Source organism: Paenibacillus sp. FSL K6-0276 (assembly GCF_037977235.1).
Classification (GTDB): Bacteria; Bacillota; Bacilli; order Paenibacillales; family Paenibacillaceae; genus Paenibacillus_AQ.
In genome coordinates, this window is the sequence record NZ_CP150276.1 from 2,630,132 (window position 1) to 2,649,600 (window position 19,469).

The following is a 19,469-nucleotide window of genomic DNA, read 5'->3' on the forward strand; positions in this document are numbered from 1 at the left end:
ATTAGTTGAACTTAAGATTTTTCTATTAAGGTAAGTACGTGACTGCGGTGAATGTTTGGACTTCCGACCGCTGTTGTCCCCAGATTTCTTGATCATATACCCTGTTTCACGGTTGAAATCCGGTGACAACCTATGCTTCCGAAGCGAGCTTTCCTACAGAAAGCTTTCAGGCGGGCGCTATCGCTCCTACAGTTCCAACCTTCCCCTCCGCCACCCTTTCTTTTTAGAATGTTTTAAGTCCAACGTATATAATTTGTTTTTCGTATGCGTTAGGAGGTGTGTATGTTGAAAGGTGCAAAATTCATAAAGCTGCTGGGGCTTATAGTTAGCGTGGTGTTACTGAATATTATAGTCTTGTCACCAGGGTTATTAGGGGTCGAAATTGGGGGAGTAAGTGTTTTAGAGACTTCCTTTGGCGTGACATTAGTAGTGATTAGTCTTCTTGTTGTCCTTTATGGAAGTTATAATTTGTTGTTTAAATCTTCGGTGGTTCCACCTGTAAAAGAGATAAAGACGCATGAGGATTATATATCAGCACTCACGCAATACAGAAATGTAAAGGTGCTGAAGAAGGACATTAGTCTGGCTTTGGATCAGGTAACTCGGATGGAGAAGAAGAAAAATACGTTAGTGGTTGTCCTTAGTCAGAGATTTGAGCAGACGGAGCTAAGCTTCAAGAAGTTTGGTGCGGTCAGTTATGAAGTAGAGAAGCTTTTCTATCTGAATATCCGAGGAATACTTAATAAGTTAAGTGTTTTTGATGCTTCGGAATTCTCCCTTTTTGCCAGTCAGCAGAGACCTGCGCAGTTCTCGGATAAATTGGTGCAGAAAAAAACGGCGCTATACAATGAATACTTGGCTTATGTAACAGGGTATCTCGGAGCAAACGAAGAAATTCTGCTGAAGTTAGATCAATTACTACTCGAAATATCGCTACTGGACAGTACGAATTATAAAGATGTTGAAGATATGCCATGTATGAAGGAGATCGATGAATTGATCAAACAGACGAAATTCTATAAGCAATGAAAGGAAGATGTGTATGGCTAGGAAAGGGAGAACATTTGTAGCACTTGGGATTATAACAGTAGTCGTTTTTGCTCTTGTTTATTTTGGGATCACTTTAACCTCTAATTTAGGCAAAACCACTAGTGAGGTCTCGTCAGAAGATGCAGGGAAACGACTGGATAAACTTTATAAAAAGATTAAAGTAGATACCGCGGAGCAAGTCAAAGGTCAAATCGACCTCGATCCTGTAGCGATTGGTGATTCCTTACCGGATATTTCTAAGTTTCCTATATCAGTAACCAATACAACGGATAGCTTTGTCGAAATCTTCTCATCCACAGAGAAATCTGGTACAGGTAATGATGGATGGTTGAATGAAGTGGCGACAGATTTCAATAATTCCAATATTGAGGTGAACGGAATACCTGCTTCGGTTAAGATTCGCAATATTGCTTCAGGTACAGCGACGGATTACATAAGGTCTGGTAAATATATACCAGATGCTTTCACACCATCCAATGAGTTATGGGGCGAGATGGTAAAAGCGAACGGAATTAACACGCAGCTTATAACTAATCGTCTTATTGGCAATGTAGCCGGTATTGTTACGAATAAAACGAAATATGATGAGTTAGTCGAGAAGTACGGTTCTTTAAACGTCAAGACGATTACAGATGCGATAGCAAATAATGAATTATCTATGGGCTATACAGATCCTTTTGCTAGCTCAACAGGTTTGAACTTTCTTGTGACTGCCCTTGGGACGTTTGACAGCTCTGATTTGCTTGGAGAACAAGCGGTTCAGGGCTTTGAGAAATTCCAAGCGAATGTACCTTTTATCGCGTCGACTACTTTACAAATGCGTGATGCGGCTAAAACTGGGAAGCTGGATGCTTTTGTCTTAGAGTACCAAATTTACGCAAATGCGCCCGAACTAAAGGGTAGTTATGTATTTACTCCTTTTGGTGTAAGGCATGACAGCCCCCTTTACGCATTAGGTGATCTACCACAAGAGAAGCTGGACATTATTAAGAAATTTGCGGAGTTTGTTGAACAGGATAAATATCAGCGTTTGGGTGAGGAAAAAGGTTTTAACGGACTAAATGACTATCATTCGGAGGTTAATCCAGTGGATGGCAGTCTATTATCCTCGGCACAAAAGTTGTGGAAGGAGAAGAAAAACGGCAATAAGCCAATTGCGGCAGTATTTGTAGCTGATGTCTCAGGTAGCATGAACGGGGAGCCTTTAAATCGCTTAAAGCAATCATTATTAACGGGACAGAAGTACTTGGGCAAGGATAATAGTATTGGTTTTGTTTCCTATTCCGACAACGTTACGATAAACCTTCCTATTGGTAAGTACGACACGAATCAGCAGTCGATGTTTGTAGGGGCGATAGATAGTCTTCAGGCGAATGGGGGGACAGCGACTTTTGATGGAATTGTGGTGGCACTCAAAATGCTTCAAGACGAAATGAAGATAAACCCGGAAATCAAACCTTTAATCTTTGTATTAAGCGATGGAGAGACGAATGAAGGTCATTCACTGAATGATATCAGAGGCTTAATTGAAACCTACAAAATTCCGATTTACACCATTGGCTACAACGCAAATATTAAAGCACTGGAGAGCATTTCAAGTATTAATGAAGCGGCTAACATCAACGCGGATACAGACGACGTAGTCTATAAAATCGGAAACCTGCTTAATGTTCAAATGTAAGTTACAACTTTTAGGAGGGGTTCTATGTCTTTTACTATGGAAGTGGTAAGTCCGGAGAAATTGAAATCGGCGATTGAAGAACAGGTTAAACCTGAGCCAGAGGAAGTAACGCAACTGAAGGAAATGGCGATAACTAATGTCTCGACGATCTTGGAGCTTGATTTAGAATCTTTGGATAAACGAAAAGAGGTCCTTCAATCCATCGATAGCTTCGGGATGAGCACCATGAGATCATCTTCAGATAAGAACTCCCTTTTGCAAGTTTCGGTAGGGAATTTATCAAAGACTGGGGATGAAGGGGGTCAAGTAGCCAAGGGTTTAACAGAACTCAACCTTCAGTTGAAAGATCTGGACCCAAGTGCAGTGGATTTTGCCAAAAGTGGTCTTCTAGGGAAGTTCTTTAACCCATTGCGGAGTTATTTTGCGAAGTATCAAAAAGCAGATGCTGTAATCTCAGATATTATCATTTCTTTAGATAAAGGCAAAACCGTATTGAAAAATGATAACACTACATTAGAGTTTGAGCAGCAATCGCTTAGAGAGCTCACTAAAAAACTGCAGAAGGAAATTCAACTCGGTATGCTGATGGATCAGGAGATTGAGGCTCAACTAGAAGCAGCCAAGCTTCGGAATGAGTCCGAAGAAAGGGTAAGGTTCATAACAGAGGAGGTGTTGTTTCCTCTGCGTCAGCGTGTGATGGATCTGCAACAGATGCTGGTAGTGAATCAGCAAGGAATCATGGCCATTGAAGTGGTTATAAGAAATAATAAAGAGCTAATTAGAGGGGTGGACAGAGCTAGAAATGTTACGGTTTCAGCTCTGAAAATTTCCGTTACTGTAGCAAGTGCACTCTATAATCAACGAATCGTTCTGAAAAAGATTGAACTCCTAAATCAAACGACCAACACGCTAATAAGCGGCACTTCAAAAATGTTGAAAGATCAGGGGGCGGCAATCCATAAGCAATCTCTTGAATCTAGTATCTCGGTAGATACACTAAAACAGGCATTCACTGATGTATTATCGGCTTTAGATTCAATTAGCACGTATAAGCAGGAAGCACTCCCTAAAATGCGCGAAACCATTAACCAGTTCATAGAGCTGGCAGATAGCGGAGAACAGCAGATCGTGCGGCTGGAGAAGGGGAATAAGCTGGGGTTGTAGAATAGTTTGAACAATGGAGTGCGTAGAACTTACGCACTTTTTTTACGTAAATGTAAGGATGCACACGAACAAGAGTATGAAGAGAGGATGGAAAAAAGGCAATAGGATGCCCGGGACTTATTGAAAAAAATTTAAAGCTTGAGTGACAAGAATTAAGAGCCTTCTGGCTCCGAATCAAGCTGCACATTGTAGCCCAAAGATGCTAATTGTTTGACTAACCGTCTTGCTCTGACGTGCTGATTCAGATGATCCAAGTAATCTACACCTAGTTCTACATAAGGTTGCTGTCGAAGGAGCATGTGATAAATCATGGTGAGCATCTTGTGTGCCGTTGCAATCAGCGCCTTTTTCTTACCACGACGGGCAGCTAACTTCCAGTACTTCGAAGCTAAATACGTTTTTTTCGTTCGGGATGCCGCCCACGCGGACTCGGCAAGGATGGATTTTAGGTGTGGGTTGCCATGGAGGATACGTGAGGACTTTTTTTTCCAGCACTTTCGTAGTTGCCAGGGGATAAACCGGCCCAAGAAGCCAAGTGGCGCTCGGAATGAAACTGAAGCATGTCCGCACCGATCTCAGCTAAAATGGCGGAAGCGGCAGTCACATCCACGCCTGGAAGAGTTCGGAGAATTTCGATTTCGACACGATAGGGTGCTAAATGTGAGTCTATGGTTTCATCGAAGTCCTGAATGGAATGCTCCAGGTGAGTAAGATGCTGCCAGGATTGAGCGAGAAGAAAACGATGATGGGAAGAAAGTTTACCTTGCAGTGCATCCATGAGTTGGGGGACTTTGTTCTTGATTTGTCCCTTGACGAGGGAACGTACGGATTCCTTATCCAGTCTGCCATTGTCCATGAGTTGGCGGAGCAAGGCGCGTCCCGTCACACCAAACACGTCGGAGATTACGGAAGCAAGTTTGATGCCAGCAGATTCCAGTACCTTCTGGATACGATTTTTTTCTGCGGTCATGTGATGAACCAACTTCTTCCGATGGCGCGTAAGTTCGCGAAGTTCCCGGCTTGAGGCGGAACGAAGCTGCCTTCAATAAGGCCGGAGCGAAGGAGTTTGGCGATCCATTCCGCGTCGGAGATATCTGTTTTACGTCCAGGAACATTCTTGATACGCTGAGCATTGGCGAGTCTAATCTCACAAGACTGTTCGAGCACATGATAAACAGGCTTCCAATAAACCCCTGTACTTTCCATAGCCACGTGGGTGCAGGAAGCAGCTTGAATCCAGGCCTCAAGCTCATGCAAGCCCTTGGACATTGTTGAAAAGGTGCGAATTTCTTTGTGGGGACGATCTTGGAGGTTGCCGCTTAAGAGACAAGCCACGACCGTATCCCGGTGGACGTCGAGTCCACAACAGTGTTCTAAAATTGCTTCCATGAAATAACCCTCCAAACGAAATGTGTGGAGGGACAGAGTAGGCTGCTGAGAAAGTAAGGATTTTTTTACACGTGCTCATCCGAAGATGGCGACAATGGGTTGTGCTCATGACCAGCCGTAGACGGTTTTTTGTACGGGGTTATACCACCATTAAAGACCTCGTGTTTCTTCTGTCCCTCTATTCATAGAATAGACAGAAATGGTTGGATTAAGACATAGGTGGCAACGAGCAAATAACATTTTCATTCTGGGATGTGAACCGAGGCTCATGAAAGTTTTTTGTGGAATAGCTGAAGGGGAGGTGAAGAACATGTGGAGGCGGTTTCGTAAAATGGTGTTAGGTATTCTCCTCGTACTGGTGGTGCTAATAGGGATTGGAGCCTTGTATCAATGGTATGGTTCAACACAAGACAGAAAAGCTTATAGACCTGTTGGAAAACTGTATGAGGTAGAGGGCAACAAGATGCACCTTTATACGGAAGGCGAAGGCAATATTACAGTAGTCTTCGCTTCTGGATGGGGAACGGTAAATCCGTATGCTGATTTTTATCCTTTGTATGAAGGACTAAAGCAGCACGTAAAGATTGCAGTGTATGATCGCTTCGGTTACGGCTACAGCGATGCGACGGACAGACCACGAGATATCGATACGATTACAGACGAAATTCATGAGCTCCTTAAAGTCTCCAAACAGAAGCCACCTTATTTATTTGTCGGTCACTCACTCGGCGCTCTAGAAACGATTCGGTACGCACAGCGCTTCCCGGAGGAAGTGAAGGGGATTGTGTTTATTGATGGTGGAAGTCCAGAATATTATAAAAAAAGCCCAGAGCTAACGGTTATTCCTTGGATATATAAGGGACTCCGAACGACAGGTATTCTGCGGATGTTATATCATTTCGATGGATTCGCGGCATGGGTATCTGACCAAAGTAACGGTGATAAGCTTTTGCCTGAGGGGCTAAAGGCACTAAATCGTAAAGGTACATTACTCAAGATTGGAAACAGGAACATGGTGGATGAGTTACAACTAAGTCGAGAGAATGCCGAAGTCGTTATGACTGGTAGAAAGCCACTCCATATCCCCATTACCATTTTGACGGCTGACTATTTTGGCAAGCTGGATGAAGATCGATCATGGAAGGACAGTCAAGCGGAGTTTCCCGCTTGGTCCACCTCTGGGAAGAAAATCATCGTACAGGGCAGTTCTCACTATATTCATAGTTATCAGCCGGAAGTTGTTGTAGATGAGTTGCTTCGAATGGTAGAGAAGGGGGGAATAAACTAGGGCTGTAGCTATTTCTCGGTAAATCAATCCTAGCCTTTAGTCTGGTAAGACTCCGGTCTTAAGACTGTTTTGAGCCTTCTCTTAACCACGTATAATGAGATTAATTGATAACGTGAGAGGAAGGACATAAGAAATGAACGATAAATTGTATACAATGCCGATCGGAGGGTTAGATTCCATGCAGATTCCCGTAGAATCGAAATCACAATCTAAACCCGGCAAACGTCGAACAAGTCCCAAGACCTATCGGAGTATTTTGTATTTTATAATCTCTTTACCGATTACGATTGTATATTTCGTCTTTATGGTGACGGGGCTAGCGTTATCCATTGGGTTAACACCCATTTTCATCGGTATTCCCTTATTTTTCGCAGTAGCCAAAGGATTGGATTACATCGTACAATTTGAGCAAGAGTTAGTAAGATCATTGCTGGATATCCCTAGACCGAGTGAAGAGCGTAGAGCGGATATGAAGCAAGAGGGAGCAGGTTTTCTGCAACGGATGAAGTTAGGCTTTGATGGTGCAAAGTTTGCACGTAACATCATGCTGATTATGGGACGATTCGTATCAAGCATCATCTTCTTTTCACTAACGATAACCGTCGTAGCGGCTGCGCTGGGTCTGATTACACTACCTGTGCTCCATCAGATTTTCCTGCAAACGATGGATTTGAACATTTTGGAGAATAGTGTATTTGCTTTATTTAATATCGACTGGACTTTATCACAGCAATATATATCTTATGTTGTAGCGGGACTTGTCTTCGCCCTGATCGCAAATTGGGTGATTCGAATGCTGATGGATGTACAGCGTAGAATGTTGTTTGTATCCTACGAGGAAGAACGTCAGTATTAAATGGAAAAAAAGCGTAGCTCTTTGAGAGCTGCGCTTTTTTCCATTTTTATCTCTATTTGAATGAATTAGTTCATCGCTCAACAAGTTATTAAGCTTCTAAACAGTATGCTTGTAACTGCTTGCGCTTATCAGCTGTCATGCCGAATTCCTGTTCGAGGAAAGCCTCAACACTTTTATATCGCTCGTCGATGGCAGAGAAAATGGCTTCCATGAATTCTCGACGTAATATAAGCGCAGCCATAACAGTATCTACTTCCTTCGGTGATAGATGTTGTGAGGCTTGCTTTTTTATTTGTTCATTCATAGGACCAAGTGTCTGATTGGAGAGCAGATAGTCTTCTATAATCGTTTCTTTCGGAACTCCAAGTGCTAGGAAGATGAACGCCGATCCAACTCCAGTGCGATCTCTTCCACCGGCACAATGATGCAGGATACTGAATTCATCTGGAAGCATAATTGTTGCCATAAGTCGTTTAAAGGAAGGGTTATTAAATGCCATGTCCAAATACATATTAACTAGGAAGTCTGTCGTAAAATGTTCGAGAAATCCAGAACGAACCACATCTCTCATGTCTCCAGGAACCTCTTGCTTTAGAGCAGGTACACAAATGTTTTTTACTCCTGGAATGACTGGATCTGGTTTTATACGAACTTCTTCTATTCCTCGATAATCAAATATGGTCTTAATTCCAAGGGATTTAAAAAGTTTTATATCTTGATCGGTCATTCCTGTTAATTCGGCTGATCGAAAAAACAAACCGTATTTGACTCTACGACCATCTGTGGTGGCGTATCCGCCCATATCTCGGAAATTGAGGATGCCTTTAAAGGGGAGAACGCGATGCTTAGAATTTGTTGTTTCTAGTTTCTGGTTCATTTTCGTACCACCTTTGGTTGGTTATTGAATAGGCTATTCTAAAATGTAGAAAGGGTGTCGCTTTTACAATAAAGGCTTGCTATATAAGCTATAGTATCATGTCTTGGACGAAGGATTACGTGGAATTTTACAGACTAATATCCCTAAGCCATAAATGATGTCTAATAGTGGATTCTTACTTGTGAAAAAATGTTTATAATCCCATATTAAACCTATATAATGGTAGATGTGAAAACGTTTGAACTATTGAACAGGAGGGGTTATATGCATCCAAATGGATTAATAAAATGGAGCATTTGGGGACTTGTCGCGTTAATTGTGGTAGCGCTCTCGAGCTGTAGTACGAAAGGAAATGTAAATGGTGCTACATCACCAACCACCAATCCAACGATAAGCAATACTTCTCAGGCATCGGAGAGCCCAACCCATGGGGTTGCGGCAAAAGGTACTGTGCACATAGATAAACTAGGTGAGCGGAGAATATTTGTTTATTTGCCTGCAGGGTATGAAATCGACGGTGAGCGTTATTCTGTAGTGTATATGCATGATGGGCAGAATGTTTTCAATACAAATACCAGCTCCTTCGGAAAAGAATGGTTAGTAGAGGAGAATATTGACCAGCTAGTTGCGGATAAGAAAATGGAGAAGGTTATTGTAGTGGCAGTCGCATCAAGTGATGGCTCAGAACGAGGAAAGGAGTATGTTCCATTTCCGGAAGAGTCCATTCCTACGGATGGTTCGACTGCAGAGGAATTTATTCATTATTTTATTGATACGGTTATTCCCTATGCTGATAGTACATACCGGACCATTCCTGATCGAGATCATCGTATGATCATGGGATCATCATATGGTGCAATACAAGCGTTATGGATGGGATATAAGCATCCTGAGGTATTTTCATCAATTGGGGTTTTATCTCCTACCACGATAGTGGGAAATGGTCTTCTATTTAGAACATTGGTGAGCGTGTCCGGAAAACCTGTAATGAAAATCTGGATCGACATGGGTGTTACCGAAGGTATGCCTATCGATCCACTTCTGGATATATTGCAATCGAAGGGATTTGTACTTGGGAAAGACTTATTTTTTCAGATGGATCCTCTAGGTACACATGATGAGAAGTCCTGGAACAGACGTGTACATAGTCCGTTACTCATGTTCGCAGGGAAAGAGGCAGGACAACCGACAAAGCTTGAAATAAGTGACTATCTGAACTTATTCAGTCCAGATGCTGCCAATATTCGTCTGAATCCAGTAATAACGATGGATAATGGTATGGATTATACAGTTTTTGAAGGTGTTGAATATCAAGTGCTTAATCCTGAAGTGGGGCAGGTAGATAAGACCGGTAGGGTGAGCTTCCTAAAGCCGGAATCATTGAATGTAAATGTTATCTTTGAAGGTGTCACCGTAGAGCATCAAGTAAACTATGAGTATTATGTAAAAGTGTTGAAATACTATCTGAAATCTATGGTAACAGAGGAGCAAGGGGATGGGATCCTAATCCACCTGAAGTCTTCCGCTGAAAAATTGAAAACAACAACGAAGTATTTCACACAACTGCTAGAATCCGCAGAAAATCTGGGTATCTATAAAATTAAGGAAGTTCAGGAAGATTCAATACTTATAGTCTTTAATAAAAAGTAAGTTTATTAAAAAAAGCCCACAAATATTGGCTTTTTTATTTTTCATCGTAAAATATAACCCCCATCCGGAAACAAAGTACTTCCTGTTGTATAGTTATTAGTCATCAAATAAATGGTTGTATGTGCTGCTTCGTCCGCATGGCCAACTCTGCCAAGGATATTCATATTCGTATATTCATCGTAAGCCTTGTCTCTAGTTACTTGTTCTGCTCCTACCCAATTAAAGTTGGTATGAATGGTGCCTGGGGAGATGACATTTACTCGAATCGGAGCCAATTCTACAGCCAATGCTTTTCCTAGACTCTCAATCGCGCCATTACAAGCTGCATAGGAGGCACCTTCCGCAAGAGGTCGTTGACCGAACGCGCCAGACATCAGAACAATAGAGCCTGTTGGGTTTATATATGAGATCGCATATTTCACAGCATTATATTGAGGCCAAAACTTTGCATTAAAGCAGCTATGAGCAATCTCTAAGCTTGAAGTAATCGGTCCTCTAACATAGGAGGCACCCGGAGTAAATAAATGATCGAATTTTCCGATCTTCTCGTAAAAGACTTCAAGTCTTCTTCATTTTGATTATCTAGTGAATGAATTTCGACAGATTCGATCCCTAGAAATTGTTGAGCTTTCTCTAATTTATCTTGTGAACGCCCAGCGATTATGACATACGCGCCTTGTTCAACCGCTTGTTTGGCAGTAGCTAGACCGATCCCCGAACTTCCACCGATGATGACGATGCGTTGATTTTTTAATGAAATAGTAGACATGTGTATCTTCTCCGTTCATAGTGGAATGGACTTATTATTTCTGTTTTTTATTATTAGCTATAAAAGAATTTCTGCACAGTTCGCACTTTTTTCGTACTAGGTACGATTGTTCGTACTAGCTGTGATATAGAATAACTTTCGAAAGAGGGGATCAAATGGATTTGCTGGAGCCCAGATTGACGGGAGTTCTTACAACGCTTGAAAAGATCGGTGGGAAGTGGAAGCCGCTCATTTTATTTATTTTATTGATAGATGGCACCAAACGATTTGGTGAACTGCGACGGATCATTCCAGATGTCTCTCAAGGGACATTAACTAAGCAATTACGGGAGCTTGAAGAGGATCAACTTATCGATCGAGTGATTTTTCATGAGCTTCCACTGAGGGTGGAATATAGTATTTCAGAACATGGTAAATCATTAATTACTGTTTTGGATAGCATGTGTGGCTGGGTAAAGATGCATCAGGAGTATTTAAATAATACAAATAAGTAGGAGGGCGGACATTATTATAAATACTATTTTGCAGGACCCAACGGGTCAGGCCTACAAGACGCTGGTACAGGTAGCCATGGAAGTGTGTGATGAATTTATTTTGGTAAAACGTGATCAGATGGAGTTAGAGCCAGAAGGATATGAACTATTGGAACGGTTACAGCCTTTTCTCAAAGAGATCGTCAAAGATGATTATTGGCCGGGGACTCGGCTTATGGGGCATTATGCAGATGTTTATTTTTTTCATTGTTCACCGGATGCAGTCGATATTCTACTATCCTATTCCACGAGCTTGTACTCATGGGTGCAGACTAGAGTGCCCGATGATCTTTGTTTTTTAAGACAGGGGCAACCGTGGTTAATCAATACAGCCCATGAGCGAGAAAGCCATATTGTAACTGATGTAGAGGAGGAGCTTAACAGACTAGAAGAGAGCGGACTATTGTTCCGTGACTTATCTGTGTATTATCCTTAATAAAGATAACAAAGAGACGATGTTTGAAAAGACAGGGTCTCTTTTTTTGTCCTGAAAATTCTATTATAGACAAAATGGTCTACAAGTTGTAAACTCTAATTCAAATGGAAGGTCTAGAAATTGTAGACCAACGGGAGGTGCAAGGTTGAAGAATCTCAGACTGACCGAAATGGAAGAGAAATTTGCGGAATTAATATGGGACCATGAACCGATCCCGTCTGGGAATCTGGTGAAGTTATGTGAATCCGAGCTGAACTGGAAGAAATCAACGACATACACGATGTTAAAACGACTTGAAGCTAAAGAGATTTTTATCAATGACAATGGTGTGATAGGTTCTCTTATCAAAAAGGATGACTTTTATGCGGAGCAGAGCAAGGAGTTCGTGCAGGAAACCTTCGGCGGTTCGTTACCCAAATTTTTAGCTGCCTTCACAAAGAGTCGGAAATTAAGCGATAGCGAAATAGATGATGTTCTAAGACTAATCCATGAGCATAAGGAGGAGTAACGGTGGAACAGCTGTTTGGACATATTTTAAACATGAGCATTACGGGAAGTTATGTGATTGTGTTTATCATCGTGGCACGGCTGTTCTTAAGAAAAGTTCCCAAAATATTCTCCTATGCTTTATGGTCTGTGGTTTTGTTCCGACTCCTGTGTCCGTACTCAATTGAGAGTATATTTAGTTTTATTCCATCTGAAGTGCAGAACTCACCTCTGAACAAGCAATATATACAAACGCCTCAAATTCAAAATGTAATAAATACATCTGATCAAGCCGTAAATAATATATCAACCGTACTTATACCCGCTACATCTGCTACCTCAGTTGGTATGCCCCCTGTAAATTCTACGGACACTTGGATGATCATAGGCCAATATATATGGTTAATTGGAATTGCATTGCTGCTCATCTACAGCATTGTTGCCACTGTTCGACTTTTACGAAACTTAAGAGCTGCAACACCTCTTTTCGAAAATGTTTATGAGCGCATTGGCATTACCACACCTTTTGTATTCGGCTTCCTTAAGCCTAGAATTTACCTTCCGAGCGGTCTTTCCGATAATGAAAAAGCTTATATCATCAAACACGAGCAAGTGCATATCCACAGGTACGATCACATCATAAAACCTCTCGCGTTCACTGTTTTGTGTATACATTGGTTTAATCCAGTGGTGTGGCTTGCTTTTTATCTGATGAGTGATGATATGGAGAAGTCCTGTGACGAAAGAGTCATAAGACAGATGGGCAGTGGAATCAAAAAGGAATATTCGACCTCGCTTTTGTCATTATCTACCGGAAAACGATTTATGGGTGGTTCACCACTTGCCTTTGGCGAGAGCAACACAAAAGGGCGAATTAAGAATGTTTTAAATTACAAAAAGCCTACCTTTTGGGTTGTTCTAGTCGCAATCATTGTCGTGTTAGCGCTGTGTGTGGGACTCATAAGCAATCCGAAAAATGATTCATTAACGGTAAAGGATTACGCCGAGCAATTCATGAACCAGAACATTACGAGCTATGAGAACGGTTCTGATATTAAAATAATTAACAGTCAAATTACTAAGCTTGAAAAAATAGCGTCGTTCGACGATCTGCTTGCCACACCTTTGGAAATTTGGAGCCTTGAATATCGCTTGAAACCGGATGATCCAAGTAAGCTGACGATGACGGAAAATGTGGTCGATGGTTTCATTACCGAAGAAGGAAGCATGGGAAAGCCAATGCTATTATTCTCCATTATAAATTCGACACCGCACTATTTGGGCGTAATCAGGAGCGGAGAGAATGATATGTCAACACCAGCCGGTCAGGAAATGGCAGTACGTGTATTTCTTGAGTCAAACCATCAGCTTCCACATGAAACTTATAGTGGGAATCACATGCTAGTGAAATTCCCCTTAACGACAGGCGAAACAAGTCAATTGTTGTTATCCCAGCCAGTTGTTCAAGGAGATTCAGGAATTTGGTGCGTTGAACGTTGGAAGGATACGAATGGAAATGAATATTACAATACACCCCAAACCGATGTTACGATAGCCGAATATTATGCCCGTCAGCAGACGTTGGCTGATCAAGGGGAGGAGCCAGCTCTTCTTGATCCTTTACAGGTCGCCATGAATTATATAAGCAATAATATTGGGATGGGTCAACATGTAAAGCTGGATCAGCTTGTTGTCAACAAAAAGGCTACAGCTGAGGACTTTGCATCCACCCCCGAAAGTACGTTAATGGGATACGTTTTAAATCTTAATATGGATAATCATTCCTTTGATTTTGATAACATAGAATGGTTAACGATGGAGGATTCCGCTCGTTTTAAGGGGTTGAATATTAATCCAGACGAGGATATGCCCAATGGAGTTTATATTCTCAACAAATATACGTATACCGATCCATTAGAGGTTACAGATGAAACGAGATATTCTATAGTGGATACCGCTAATGCGGGTGCTCAAAAAGAGGTAAGTAAACAGGAGTTTATTGAATATTTCAAGCAATATACTGATTTTGTACCACCGTGTGTGATAACTACAAAAGACGGATATGTCACCAGCATAGCTGAGAAATATGTGCCGGAAGCTTTCGTGAAAGTGAATGCGATGAAGTAGAATATAAAGCGAAAGAACCCGTATTAGACGCGGGATCTTTCGCTTTTGCTAATATCTTTAGTTGCTCTTCTGTAAATTCTCAAGATGTACGTCCAGATTATCAAATGTTTGTGAAATACCCGGTAGCATACCCATATCGATCACTTGTTGTACCGCTTCTGGAGATGCGTATTTCCCGGTGTTAACCAGCTTCGTTTGACCATCCAGCTCGATAAAATCTAGTTGGACTAGCGTTTCAGGCAGATCTTCTGAAATATTGCCCTCTGCATCTGAGAAGCAGTCTGTGTAAATAATTTGCTCCGGAATCGTAATTTCCCGATAAAGCGCCTTGCCCCAAGACTCCATGCCATAGAAATCACCTTGATTCTTATCCTCGCATTTCATGCAATAATGCCATATACCACCTGGACGGAAATCAACATTGCAAACGGGGAGAGTCCAACCTTTTGGTCCCCACCAATGCTTCAAATGCTCCGCCTCAGAAAAAGCCTTGAATACTAGCTCGCGTGGAGCTTGGAATATACGCTCTAATACTAGTGTACTGCCTTCAACTTTGGAAACCAATTTGTTAGTTTGGTTAGAACTTGTCATTTGATATATCCTCCTCGATTACATTTTCTGTATCTTTTTCCTTGCTTTGCAGCTCTAGCAAATAATCATCCAGTCGATCGTATCGTTCCTCCCACAAATGCCGGTACGATTCTAACCAAGCGTCTAATTCCTTAAATGGCTCAGAACGTAACTTGCAAATGCGCCGGTTAGCTACGGCCTCTACCTCAATCATGCCGGCCTCACTAAGAACGCGCAAATGCTTAGACGTTTGAGGTTGACGAAGCTGGAGTCTATCGGCGATTTCTCCAACAGTTAGGGGACTCTCGCGCAATAGTTCAATAATCTGCAGGCGGTTAGGCTCAGCTAAGGCACTCATAACGTTAGCATTCATAAATAACATCACTTCGATTCATTTAATTCATTCATTTTCTCTTAAGACGTACACTACGACTCTATAGCGCCTCCTTTCTGGTATTTCCTATTCTTGATCAGAATATACCACACAGGGAATATTCCCGTAAAGGAATATTAATTAATCCTTTTTCATTCTGCAAGCGGCAGCTCATATTTTTTGATGCTTTCGTATCCTTGAAATACAATCTGCCGATGTATTGGGAAGAGCCCTCCCATAAATAAATGCGCTAAATCAACCGATATGGAATCCGCATGAATTAATCCGGAATTTTGAGAGTTCTTTTCAGTTTTGATAGGTAAGTCAAAAACTTCTCTGCCGCCAAACGATACAGGTTAACCTTCCTCCGACAAAAAATGGTGCAGTAATTTTCCAATCGAATCGTATCTTGTTCGAAACTATGTTCATCCCATGTTGGACGTATAAAATCAGAAGAAGGAATGGAACTCTCCGATGTCTGATGAAATTTCAAGCACAAAACGGGCTTTAATAGCCTGCCACACGGCAACCTGTTAAAGCCCTTCAAATCTTGGCGATTGAACTTGAAGCTAATCCGATAGCCCCTATAACCTTGATTATACTGGACGACCCGCATTCTCTTATTAACGCTAAAGTAGTTTGTACCGGCAAGGTTAGGAAGTATGTAAGGGAGCTCCAACCGGAAGTCAAGTCCTTTGCTATGTATCAGTTTTAACATTTGGTGGCAGCAAATTCGCCGTAACTGGGTCTTGATGCGTTTAGCGGTATTTCCAGAGCTCGTCGTAACGAATTGCGCGAATCCCGTTCTGGGCAAAGTACTGCTTGAGCCGTTCGTCTTGGAACAGCCTGCGGTCGGCGTCTCTCTCCCTGGCGATTTGTTCGCCGGAATGCTGCGCGTTTCCGAACTTTAGGATTTCCTCATCCATAAACGTAGGGTGCGTGACTAGGCGATAAATGCCGGGGTTGACGGATTCCAATGCTTGAATGACGTTCAATACGGGATCCTCTCCCAGGTCCGGCCCGTTATACCTGATATCTGTGCAAACATTTCGGTAAGACATCAGTCCTTCGCTTTCACACCAATCGTCGAATAGGTGAGTGAGCCGTTCATCGATTCGTTCGAAGCCCATATGCGTATCGGCGTAAAAAGGCTTGAAGCCCAGATTTCTGACCGCTTCCAGTTGAGCTTGCAATTCGGCCATCACTTCCGTGATTTCAAATCCCGACGTCTTCCAATCCGCAGGAGACCGATGAAGAGTGCCGTCTTTGAGCACCAAGCTCGGAACCTGGTCCGGAGACAGTATCGGACCCCAGCGGAAGTGGTCCCACTCCGCATGTAGGGTACAATGAAGACCAATGCAAAATCCATCCTCTCGGGCAAAATGCTTCGCGGCGTCCTGTACCGCTATGCCGTTGGCCATCAATGAACCATTGCGCAGCTGGCCGTTCTGCCATGCCTGGTGGATGGCTTTGTTGGCAGAATAGCTTCCTCCCAAATCGTCACCTTGCGTGATTAGGTAAATTTCTAGTTTTGCCAATCCGTTCAACCTCCGGTTATTTTGTCGTAAATGCGTCCATCCAAAAAGTGCCAATAAAGGATTGCAATCGCTTTCACGAGATGCTATATTGATTGTAGCACTACCAAAACGTTTTGGAAAGTTTGAGGTTTTTATATGTCTCCCACAATCAAAGATATCGCCAAAGCGGCGGGCGTATCCATTACAACCGTATCACGCGCGCTGAACGGCTACCCCGACGTCAATGAAAAAACAAGAAGCAGGATCAAGAAGCTGGCCGAAAAAATGTCCTACCATCCGAATTCGCAGGCACAAAGTCTGGTACTGAAAAAAACGAATACGATCGGCGTCATCATATCGGAGCTTACGCGCGACAGCGTCAAAGCCGCTTTTTCGTTCGAGGTGCTGTGCGGCATTAGCGACCGGACCAGCGAACTGAATTACGATATCATTTTGTTCAGTACCAACCCTAACAAACAAATGAATAAAACCTATTCGGACCTTTGTCGGGAGCGCAATGTTGACGGCGTCATCCTGAAGGGTTTAAAGACGACCGATCCCTATTTAAGAGAGGTCATCGATCAATCATCGTTCCCCTCCGTGTTAATAGACATCCCTGTCGCTGGCGAGGGGGTCGGACACGTCACGACCGATAATGTAAGCGGAGTCAGGGATGCTATCCGGCATTTGATCCAGCTGGGACACCGTAACATTGCTTTCATCAATGGTTATAAAGAAGCGGCTATCTGTGCTGATCGCTTGTCAGGCTACATGCTGGGTTTGCAGGAGGCTGACATCGCCTACGATGTCAGCAGAGTTGAAGACGGCCGCTTTTCGGAAGAGGGCGGGGCGGATGCCATTAGCAAAATCCTGTCGCGCCACCCCGAAACAACAGCCGTCGTTTGCTCTAGCGATATCATGGCGCTGGGTGTGATGAAAGAATTGGAGCAGATGGGCAGGGTAATACCTGATTCCATTTCGGTGATCGGCTTTGACGACATCTCAATAGCCTCCTACACCACGCCCAAACTGACCACTGTACGCCAGGAGAAATACGAGATGGGCTATCAAGCGGCGCAAATGCTCATCGACATGATAGAAGGGCGCAATGTCAAGCATAAAATCGTGCTTGACAACCAGCTCATTATCCGTGAAAGCGCGGATCGTTTGCAAAAAGGCTAACGACCTTTTTGCAGCCTTTTTCCGAAACGTTTCGGAAAACTTCGTCAGACACCGTTTTAAGGATTTCCTTCGGAAATCTTTAAATAAAAACTACTGACTAAAAGGGGAGAAATGGGCTTATGAAGAGATTCAAAATCGTATCGATGCTGTGTTTGACCATGGCACTGGGTTTAACAGGATGTGGGTCCAACAACGGGGGAGGGAACGCATCGGGTACGCCAAGCTCGTCGGGGGAAAGCACCGACAAACCGGCGGAAACCGCTGTACAAGAAAAAGTTGTACTTAAAATTCCGCATTATAAGTCAGGTCAGAACGTAGGGGCAAAATTTTTCCTGCCGCAAGTAGAGCGCTTCAACACAAAGTATGCCGACAAATATGAAATTCAAATCGAAGAAGTGCCGAACGATGACTATAATGACAAAATCAAGCTTCTTTGGCAGCAAAAAGAGCTGCCAGCACTCATCGAAAAAGGAGCCAATGAGCTTGTCGAGACTCTGATCGAGAAAGACGAGATTTACGATCTGAAGCCATTTTTGGATTCGAAGCCGGAATTGAAAGCAACTCTGATCGAGGATTCCGTCGCATTCAATACAAGAAATGGTAAGATTTACACCATGCCGTCTTCCGTAGTTCGTCCGATCGGCTTGTTCTACAATAAAGAAATGTTTGCAGATGCGGGAATTACGAAACCAATCGCGCAAATGAATTTCGAAGAATTCGATCAGGCGCTCAAAGCACTTAAGGACAAAGGCATCACACCGCTTTCCCTAATGACAGGGGAAAACGCCTGGACCACGATGCTTCTTGCATCCGCTTTCATGGCTAACGAGCCAGGAGCTGAAGAAGTGCTGAAGAGCAACCGCGCAGACAAGGAATTCGATTATACGAGCCAGATGTGGGTCAAGGCATTCGGTGAAGTACAAAAATGGCTCAAGGAATACACGACGGACAATGCGCTCGGCGCCGCTTACGCCGATTCCGCCAACAACTTCCTGAACGAAAAAACGGCGATTATCGCGAACGGGACTTGGATGGTCGGCGACTTCTCGGATACGACGAAAGCGCCGGAAGGCTTTGACAAGAAGGTCGGCGTTTCTCTGTATCCCGGCGGCATTGGGCTGGCCACGACAGCCGAGTACTCTTGGTGGATTCCGAAAGGGCTGAAGCAGGAGGAGACGGAAGCGGCGCTTGCGTTCATCGAATTCATCCGTTCTCCTGAGGAAATCGAAGCATATATGGTTGCCGAAGGCGGGCAAGCTCCTAATATTCAGACTTCCGCCGAGTTCACTTCCAAGCTGAATCCGATTTTGGCCGAGATGAACCGGTCCGTGACCAGTGATCTGAAGATGATCGCTCAATCCATGGCGGATGTGTGGCCGGATCAGATTTCGTCCAAAGAGTTTAGCGGTTATCTACCGCTGCTGGCACAAGACAAAATGACGCCGGAGCAATTCGCCGAACATTTAACGAAGAAAGCGCAACAATTCAAAAAATAAGCCGCAACGGATGAGCCCTCCACTC

General features: G+C 43.1%; 16 protein-coding genes and 2 pseudogenes. 12 read left to right on the forward strand and 6 right to left on the reverse strand.

Going from position 1 to position 19,469, the window contains the following annotated elements:
• Positions 1–282: 282 nt before the first annotated feature.
• Genes MHH52_RS12155 through MHH52_RS12165 form a run of 3 tightly spaced genes read left to right on the forward strand, consistent with a single transcriptional unit; the run spans position 283 to position 3,895 of the window.
• Positions 283–1,029 (forward strand): hypothetical protein, encoded by a 747-nt coding sequence (locus tag MHH52_RS12155; protein WP_340008843.1) that lies wholly within the window; start codon positions 283–285, stop codon positions 1,027–1,029.
• A gap of 13 nt (positions 1,030–1,042) precedes the next feature.
• The gene (locus MHH52_RS12160) at positions 1,043–2,731 is read left to right on the forward strand and encodes a VWA domain-containing protein (protein ID WP_340008845.1); all 1,689 of its coding nucleotides are present in this window, start codon (positions 1,043–1,045) and stop codon (positions 2,729–2,731) included.
• 24 nt (positions 2,732–2,755) lie between these two features.
• Positions 2,756–3,895, forward strand: a complete 1,140-nt coding sequence (locus MHH52_RS12165; protein ID WP_340008846.1) for a toxic anion resistance protein — start codon at positions 2,756–2,758, stop codon at positions 3,893–3,895.
• A 152-nt stretch (positions 3,896–4,047) separates the two neighbouring features.
• Here the strand turns inward: MHH52_RS12165 and MHH52_RS12170 are convergent.
• Positions 4,048–5,284 (reverse strand): annotated as a pseudogene (locus tag MHH52_RS12170) (IS110 family transposase).
• Between the two features lie 310 nt (positions 5,285–5,594).
• On the opposite strand from MHH52_RS12170, the gene MHH52_RS12175 reads away from it, so the two are divergent.
• Both MHH52_RS12175 and MHH52_RS12180 read left to right on the forward strand, forming a co-directional pair.
• Positions 5,595–6,572, forward strand: a complete 978-nt coding sequence (locus MHH52_RS12175) for an alpha/beta hydrolase (RefSeq protein ID WP_340008847.1) — start codon at positions 5,595–5,597, stop codon at positions 6,570–6,572.
• Positions 6,573–6,705: 133 nt separating this feature from the next.
• Positions 6,706–7,428: a sensor domain-containing protein gene (locus MHH52_RS12180; RefSeq protein ID WP_340008848.1), complete on the forward strand. Its 723-nt coding sequence runs from the start codon at positions 6,706–6,708 to the stop codon at positions 7,426–7,428.
• An 88-nt stretch (positions 7,429–7,516) separates the two neighbouring features.
• Here MHH52_RS12180 and MHH52_RS12185 read toward each other — a convergent pair whose 3' ends face one another.
• Positions 7,517–8,305, reverse strand: a complete 789-nt coding sequence (locus tag MHH52_RS12185) for a tyrosine-protein phosphatase (protein WP_340008850.1) — start codon at positions 8,303–8,305, stop codon at positions 7,517–7,519.
• Between the two features lie 264 nt (positions 8,306–8,569).
• On the opposite strand from MHH52_RS12185, the gene MHH52_RS12190 reads away from it, so the two are divergent.
• Entirely contained in the window at positions 8,570–9,955 is a 1,386-nt protein-coding gene (locus tag MHH52_RS12190) for an alpha/beta hydrolase-fold protein (RefSeq protein ID WP_340008851.1), read from the forward strand.
• A gap of 41 nt (positions 9,956–9,996) precedes the next feature.
• Here MHH52_RS12190 and MHH52_RS12195 read toward each other — a convergent pair.
• Positions 9,997–10,724 (reverse strand): annotated as a pseudogene (locus MHH52_RS12195) (SDR family oxidoreductase).
• A 155-nt stretch (positions 10,725–10,879) separates the two neighbouring features.
• Between MHH52_RS12195 and MHH52_RS12200 the strand changes: the two are divergent.
• The 4 genes from MHH52_RS12200 to MHH52_RS12215 all read left to right on the forward strand — a co-directional run bounded on the left by MHH52_RS12200 (position 10,880) and on the right by MHH52_RS12215 (position 14,306).
• Positions 10,880–11,218, forward strand: coding sequence for a winged helix-turn-helix transcriptional regulator (locus MHH52_RS12200; RefSeq protein ID WP_340008852.1), 339 nt, complete (start codon positions 10,880–10,882; stop codon positions 11,216–11,218).
• Between the two features lie 28 nt (positions 11,219–11,246).
• On the forward strand, positions 11,247–11,693 hold the full coding sequence (locus MHH52_RS12205; RefSeq protein ID WP_340008854.1) for a hypothetical protein: 447 nt from the start codon (positions 11,247–11,249) through the stop codon (positions 11,691–11,693).
• 145 nt (positions 11,694–11,838) lie between these two features.
• Positions 11,839–12,201: a BlaI/MecI/CopY family transcriptional regulator gene (locus MHH52_RS12210; protein WP_340008856.1), complete on the forward strand. Its 363-nt coding sequence runs from the start codon at positions 11,839–11,841 to the stop codon at positions 12,199–12,201.
• A gap of 2 nt (positions 12,202–12,203) precedes the next feature.
• A complete protein-coding gene (locus MHH52_RS12215; protein ID WP_340008858.1) occupies positions 12,204–14,306 on the forward strand; it encodes a M56 family metallopeptidase in 2,103 nt (700 codons plus the stop codon).
• 57 nt (positions 14,307–14,363) lie between these two features.
• Here MHH52_RS12215 and MHH52_RS12220 read toward each other — a convergent pair whose 3' ends face one another.
• The 3 genes from MHH52_RS12220 to MHH52_RS12230 all read right to left on the reverse strand — a co-directional run bounded on the left by MHH52_RS12220 (position 14,364) and on the right by MHH52_RS12230 (position 16,787).
• Positions 14,364–14,897, reverse strand: a complete 534-nt coding sequence (locus MHH52_RS12220; RefSeq protein WP_340008861.1) for an SRPBCC domain-containing protein — start codon at positions 14,895–14,897, stop codon at positions 14,364–14,366.
• The gene (locus MHH52_RS12225; protein ID WP_313641854.1) at positions 14,884–15,249 is read right to left on the reverse strand and encodes a metalloregulator ArsR/SmtB family transcription factor; all 366 of its coding nucleotides are present in this window, start codon (positions 15,247–15,249) and stop codon (positions 14,884–14,886) included. The genes MHH52_RS12220 and MHH52_RS12225 overlap by 14 nt, the downstream gene beginning before the upstream one ends.
• A 758-nt stretch (positions 15,250–16,007) precedes the next feature.
• Positions 16,008–16,787: a ChbG/HpnK family deacetylase gene (locus MHH52_RS12230; protein ID WP_340008863.1), complete on the reverse strand. Its 780-nt coding sequence runs from the start codon at positions 16,785–16,787 to the stop codon at positions 16,008–16,010.
• 135 nt (positions 16,788–16,922) lie between these two features.
• Here MHH52_RS12230 and MHH52_RS12235 point away from each other — a divergent pair, with 135 nt between their 5' ends.
• Both MHH52_RS12235 and MHH52_RS12240 read left to right on the forward strand, forming a co-directional pair.
• Positions 16,923–17,948 (forward strand): LacI family DNA-binding transcriptional regulator, encoded by a 1,026-nt coding sequence (locus tag MHH52_RS12235; protein ID WP_340008865.1) that lies wholly within the window; start codon positions 16,923–16,925, stop codon positions 17,946–17,948.
• Positions 17,949–18,067: 119 nt separating this feature from the next.
• Positions 18,068–19,444: an extracellular solute-binding protein gene (locus MHH52_RS12240; RefSeq protein WP_340008866.1), complete on the forward strand. Its 1,377-nt coding sequence runs from the start codon at positions 18,068–18,070 to the stop codon at positions 19,442–19,444.
• The last annotated feature ends 25 nt before the right edge of the window (positions 19,445–19,469 follow it).

What these genes read in the sequence shown, in the direction of transcription:
- MHH52_RS12155 (WP_340008843.1), top strand. Translation starts at nt 283, where the DNA reads ATGTTGAAAGGTGCAAAATTCATAAAGCTGCTGGGGCTTATAGTTAGC.
- MHH52_RS12160 (WP_340008845.1), top strand. Translation starts at nt 1,043, where the DNA reads ATGGCTAGGAAAGGGAGAACATTTGTAGCACTTGGGATTATAACAGTA.
- MHH52_RS12165 (WP_340008846.1), top strand. Translation starts at nt 2,756, where the DNA reads ATGTCTTTTACTATGGAAGTGGTAAGTCCGGAGAAATTGAAATCGGCG.
- MHH52_RS12175 (WP_340008847.1), top strand. Translation starts at nt 5,595, where the DNA reads ATGTGGAGGCGGTTTCGTAAAATGGTGTTAGGTATTCTCCTCGTACTG.
- MHH52_RS12180 (WP_340008848.1), top strand. Translation starts at nt 6,706, where the DNA reads ATGAACGATAAATTGTATACAATGCCGATCGGAGGGTTAGATTCCATG.
- MHH52_RS12185 (WP_340008850.1), bottom strand. Translation starts at nt 8,305, where the DNA reads ATGAACCAGAAACTAGAAACAACAAATTCTAAGCATCGCGTTCTCCCC.
- MHH52_RS12190 (WP_340008851.1), top strand. Translation starts at nt 8,570, where the DNA reads ATGCATCCAAATGGATTAATAAAATGGAGCATTTGGGGACTTGTCGCG.
- MHH52_RS12200 (WP_340008852.1), top strand. Translation starts at nt 10,880, where the DNA reads ATGGATTTGCTGGAGCCCAGATTGACGGGAGTTCTTACAACGCTTGAA.
- MHH52_RS12220 (WP_340008861.1), bottom strand. Translation starts at nt 14,897, where the DNA reads ATGACAAGTTCTAACCAAACTAACAAATTGGTTTCCAAAGTTGAAGGC.
- MHH52_RS12225 (WP_313641854.1), bottom strand. Translation starts at nt 15,249, where the DNA reads ATGAATGCTAACGTTATGAGTGCCTTAGCTGAGCCTAACCGCCTGCAG.
- MHH52_RS12235 (WP_340008865.1), top strand. Translation starts at nt 16,923, where the DNA reads ATGTCTCCCACAATCAAAGATATCGCCAAAGCGGCGGGCGTATCCATT.
- MHH52_RS12240 (WP_340008866.1), top strand. Translation starts at nt 18,068, where the DNA reads ATGAAGAGATTCAAAATCGTATCGATGCTGTGTTTGACCATGGCACTG.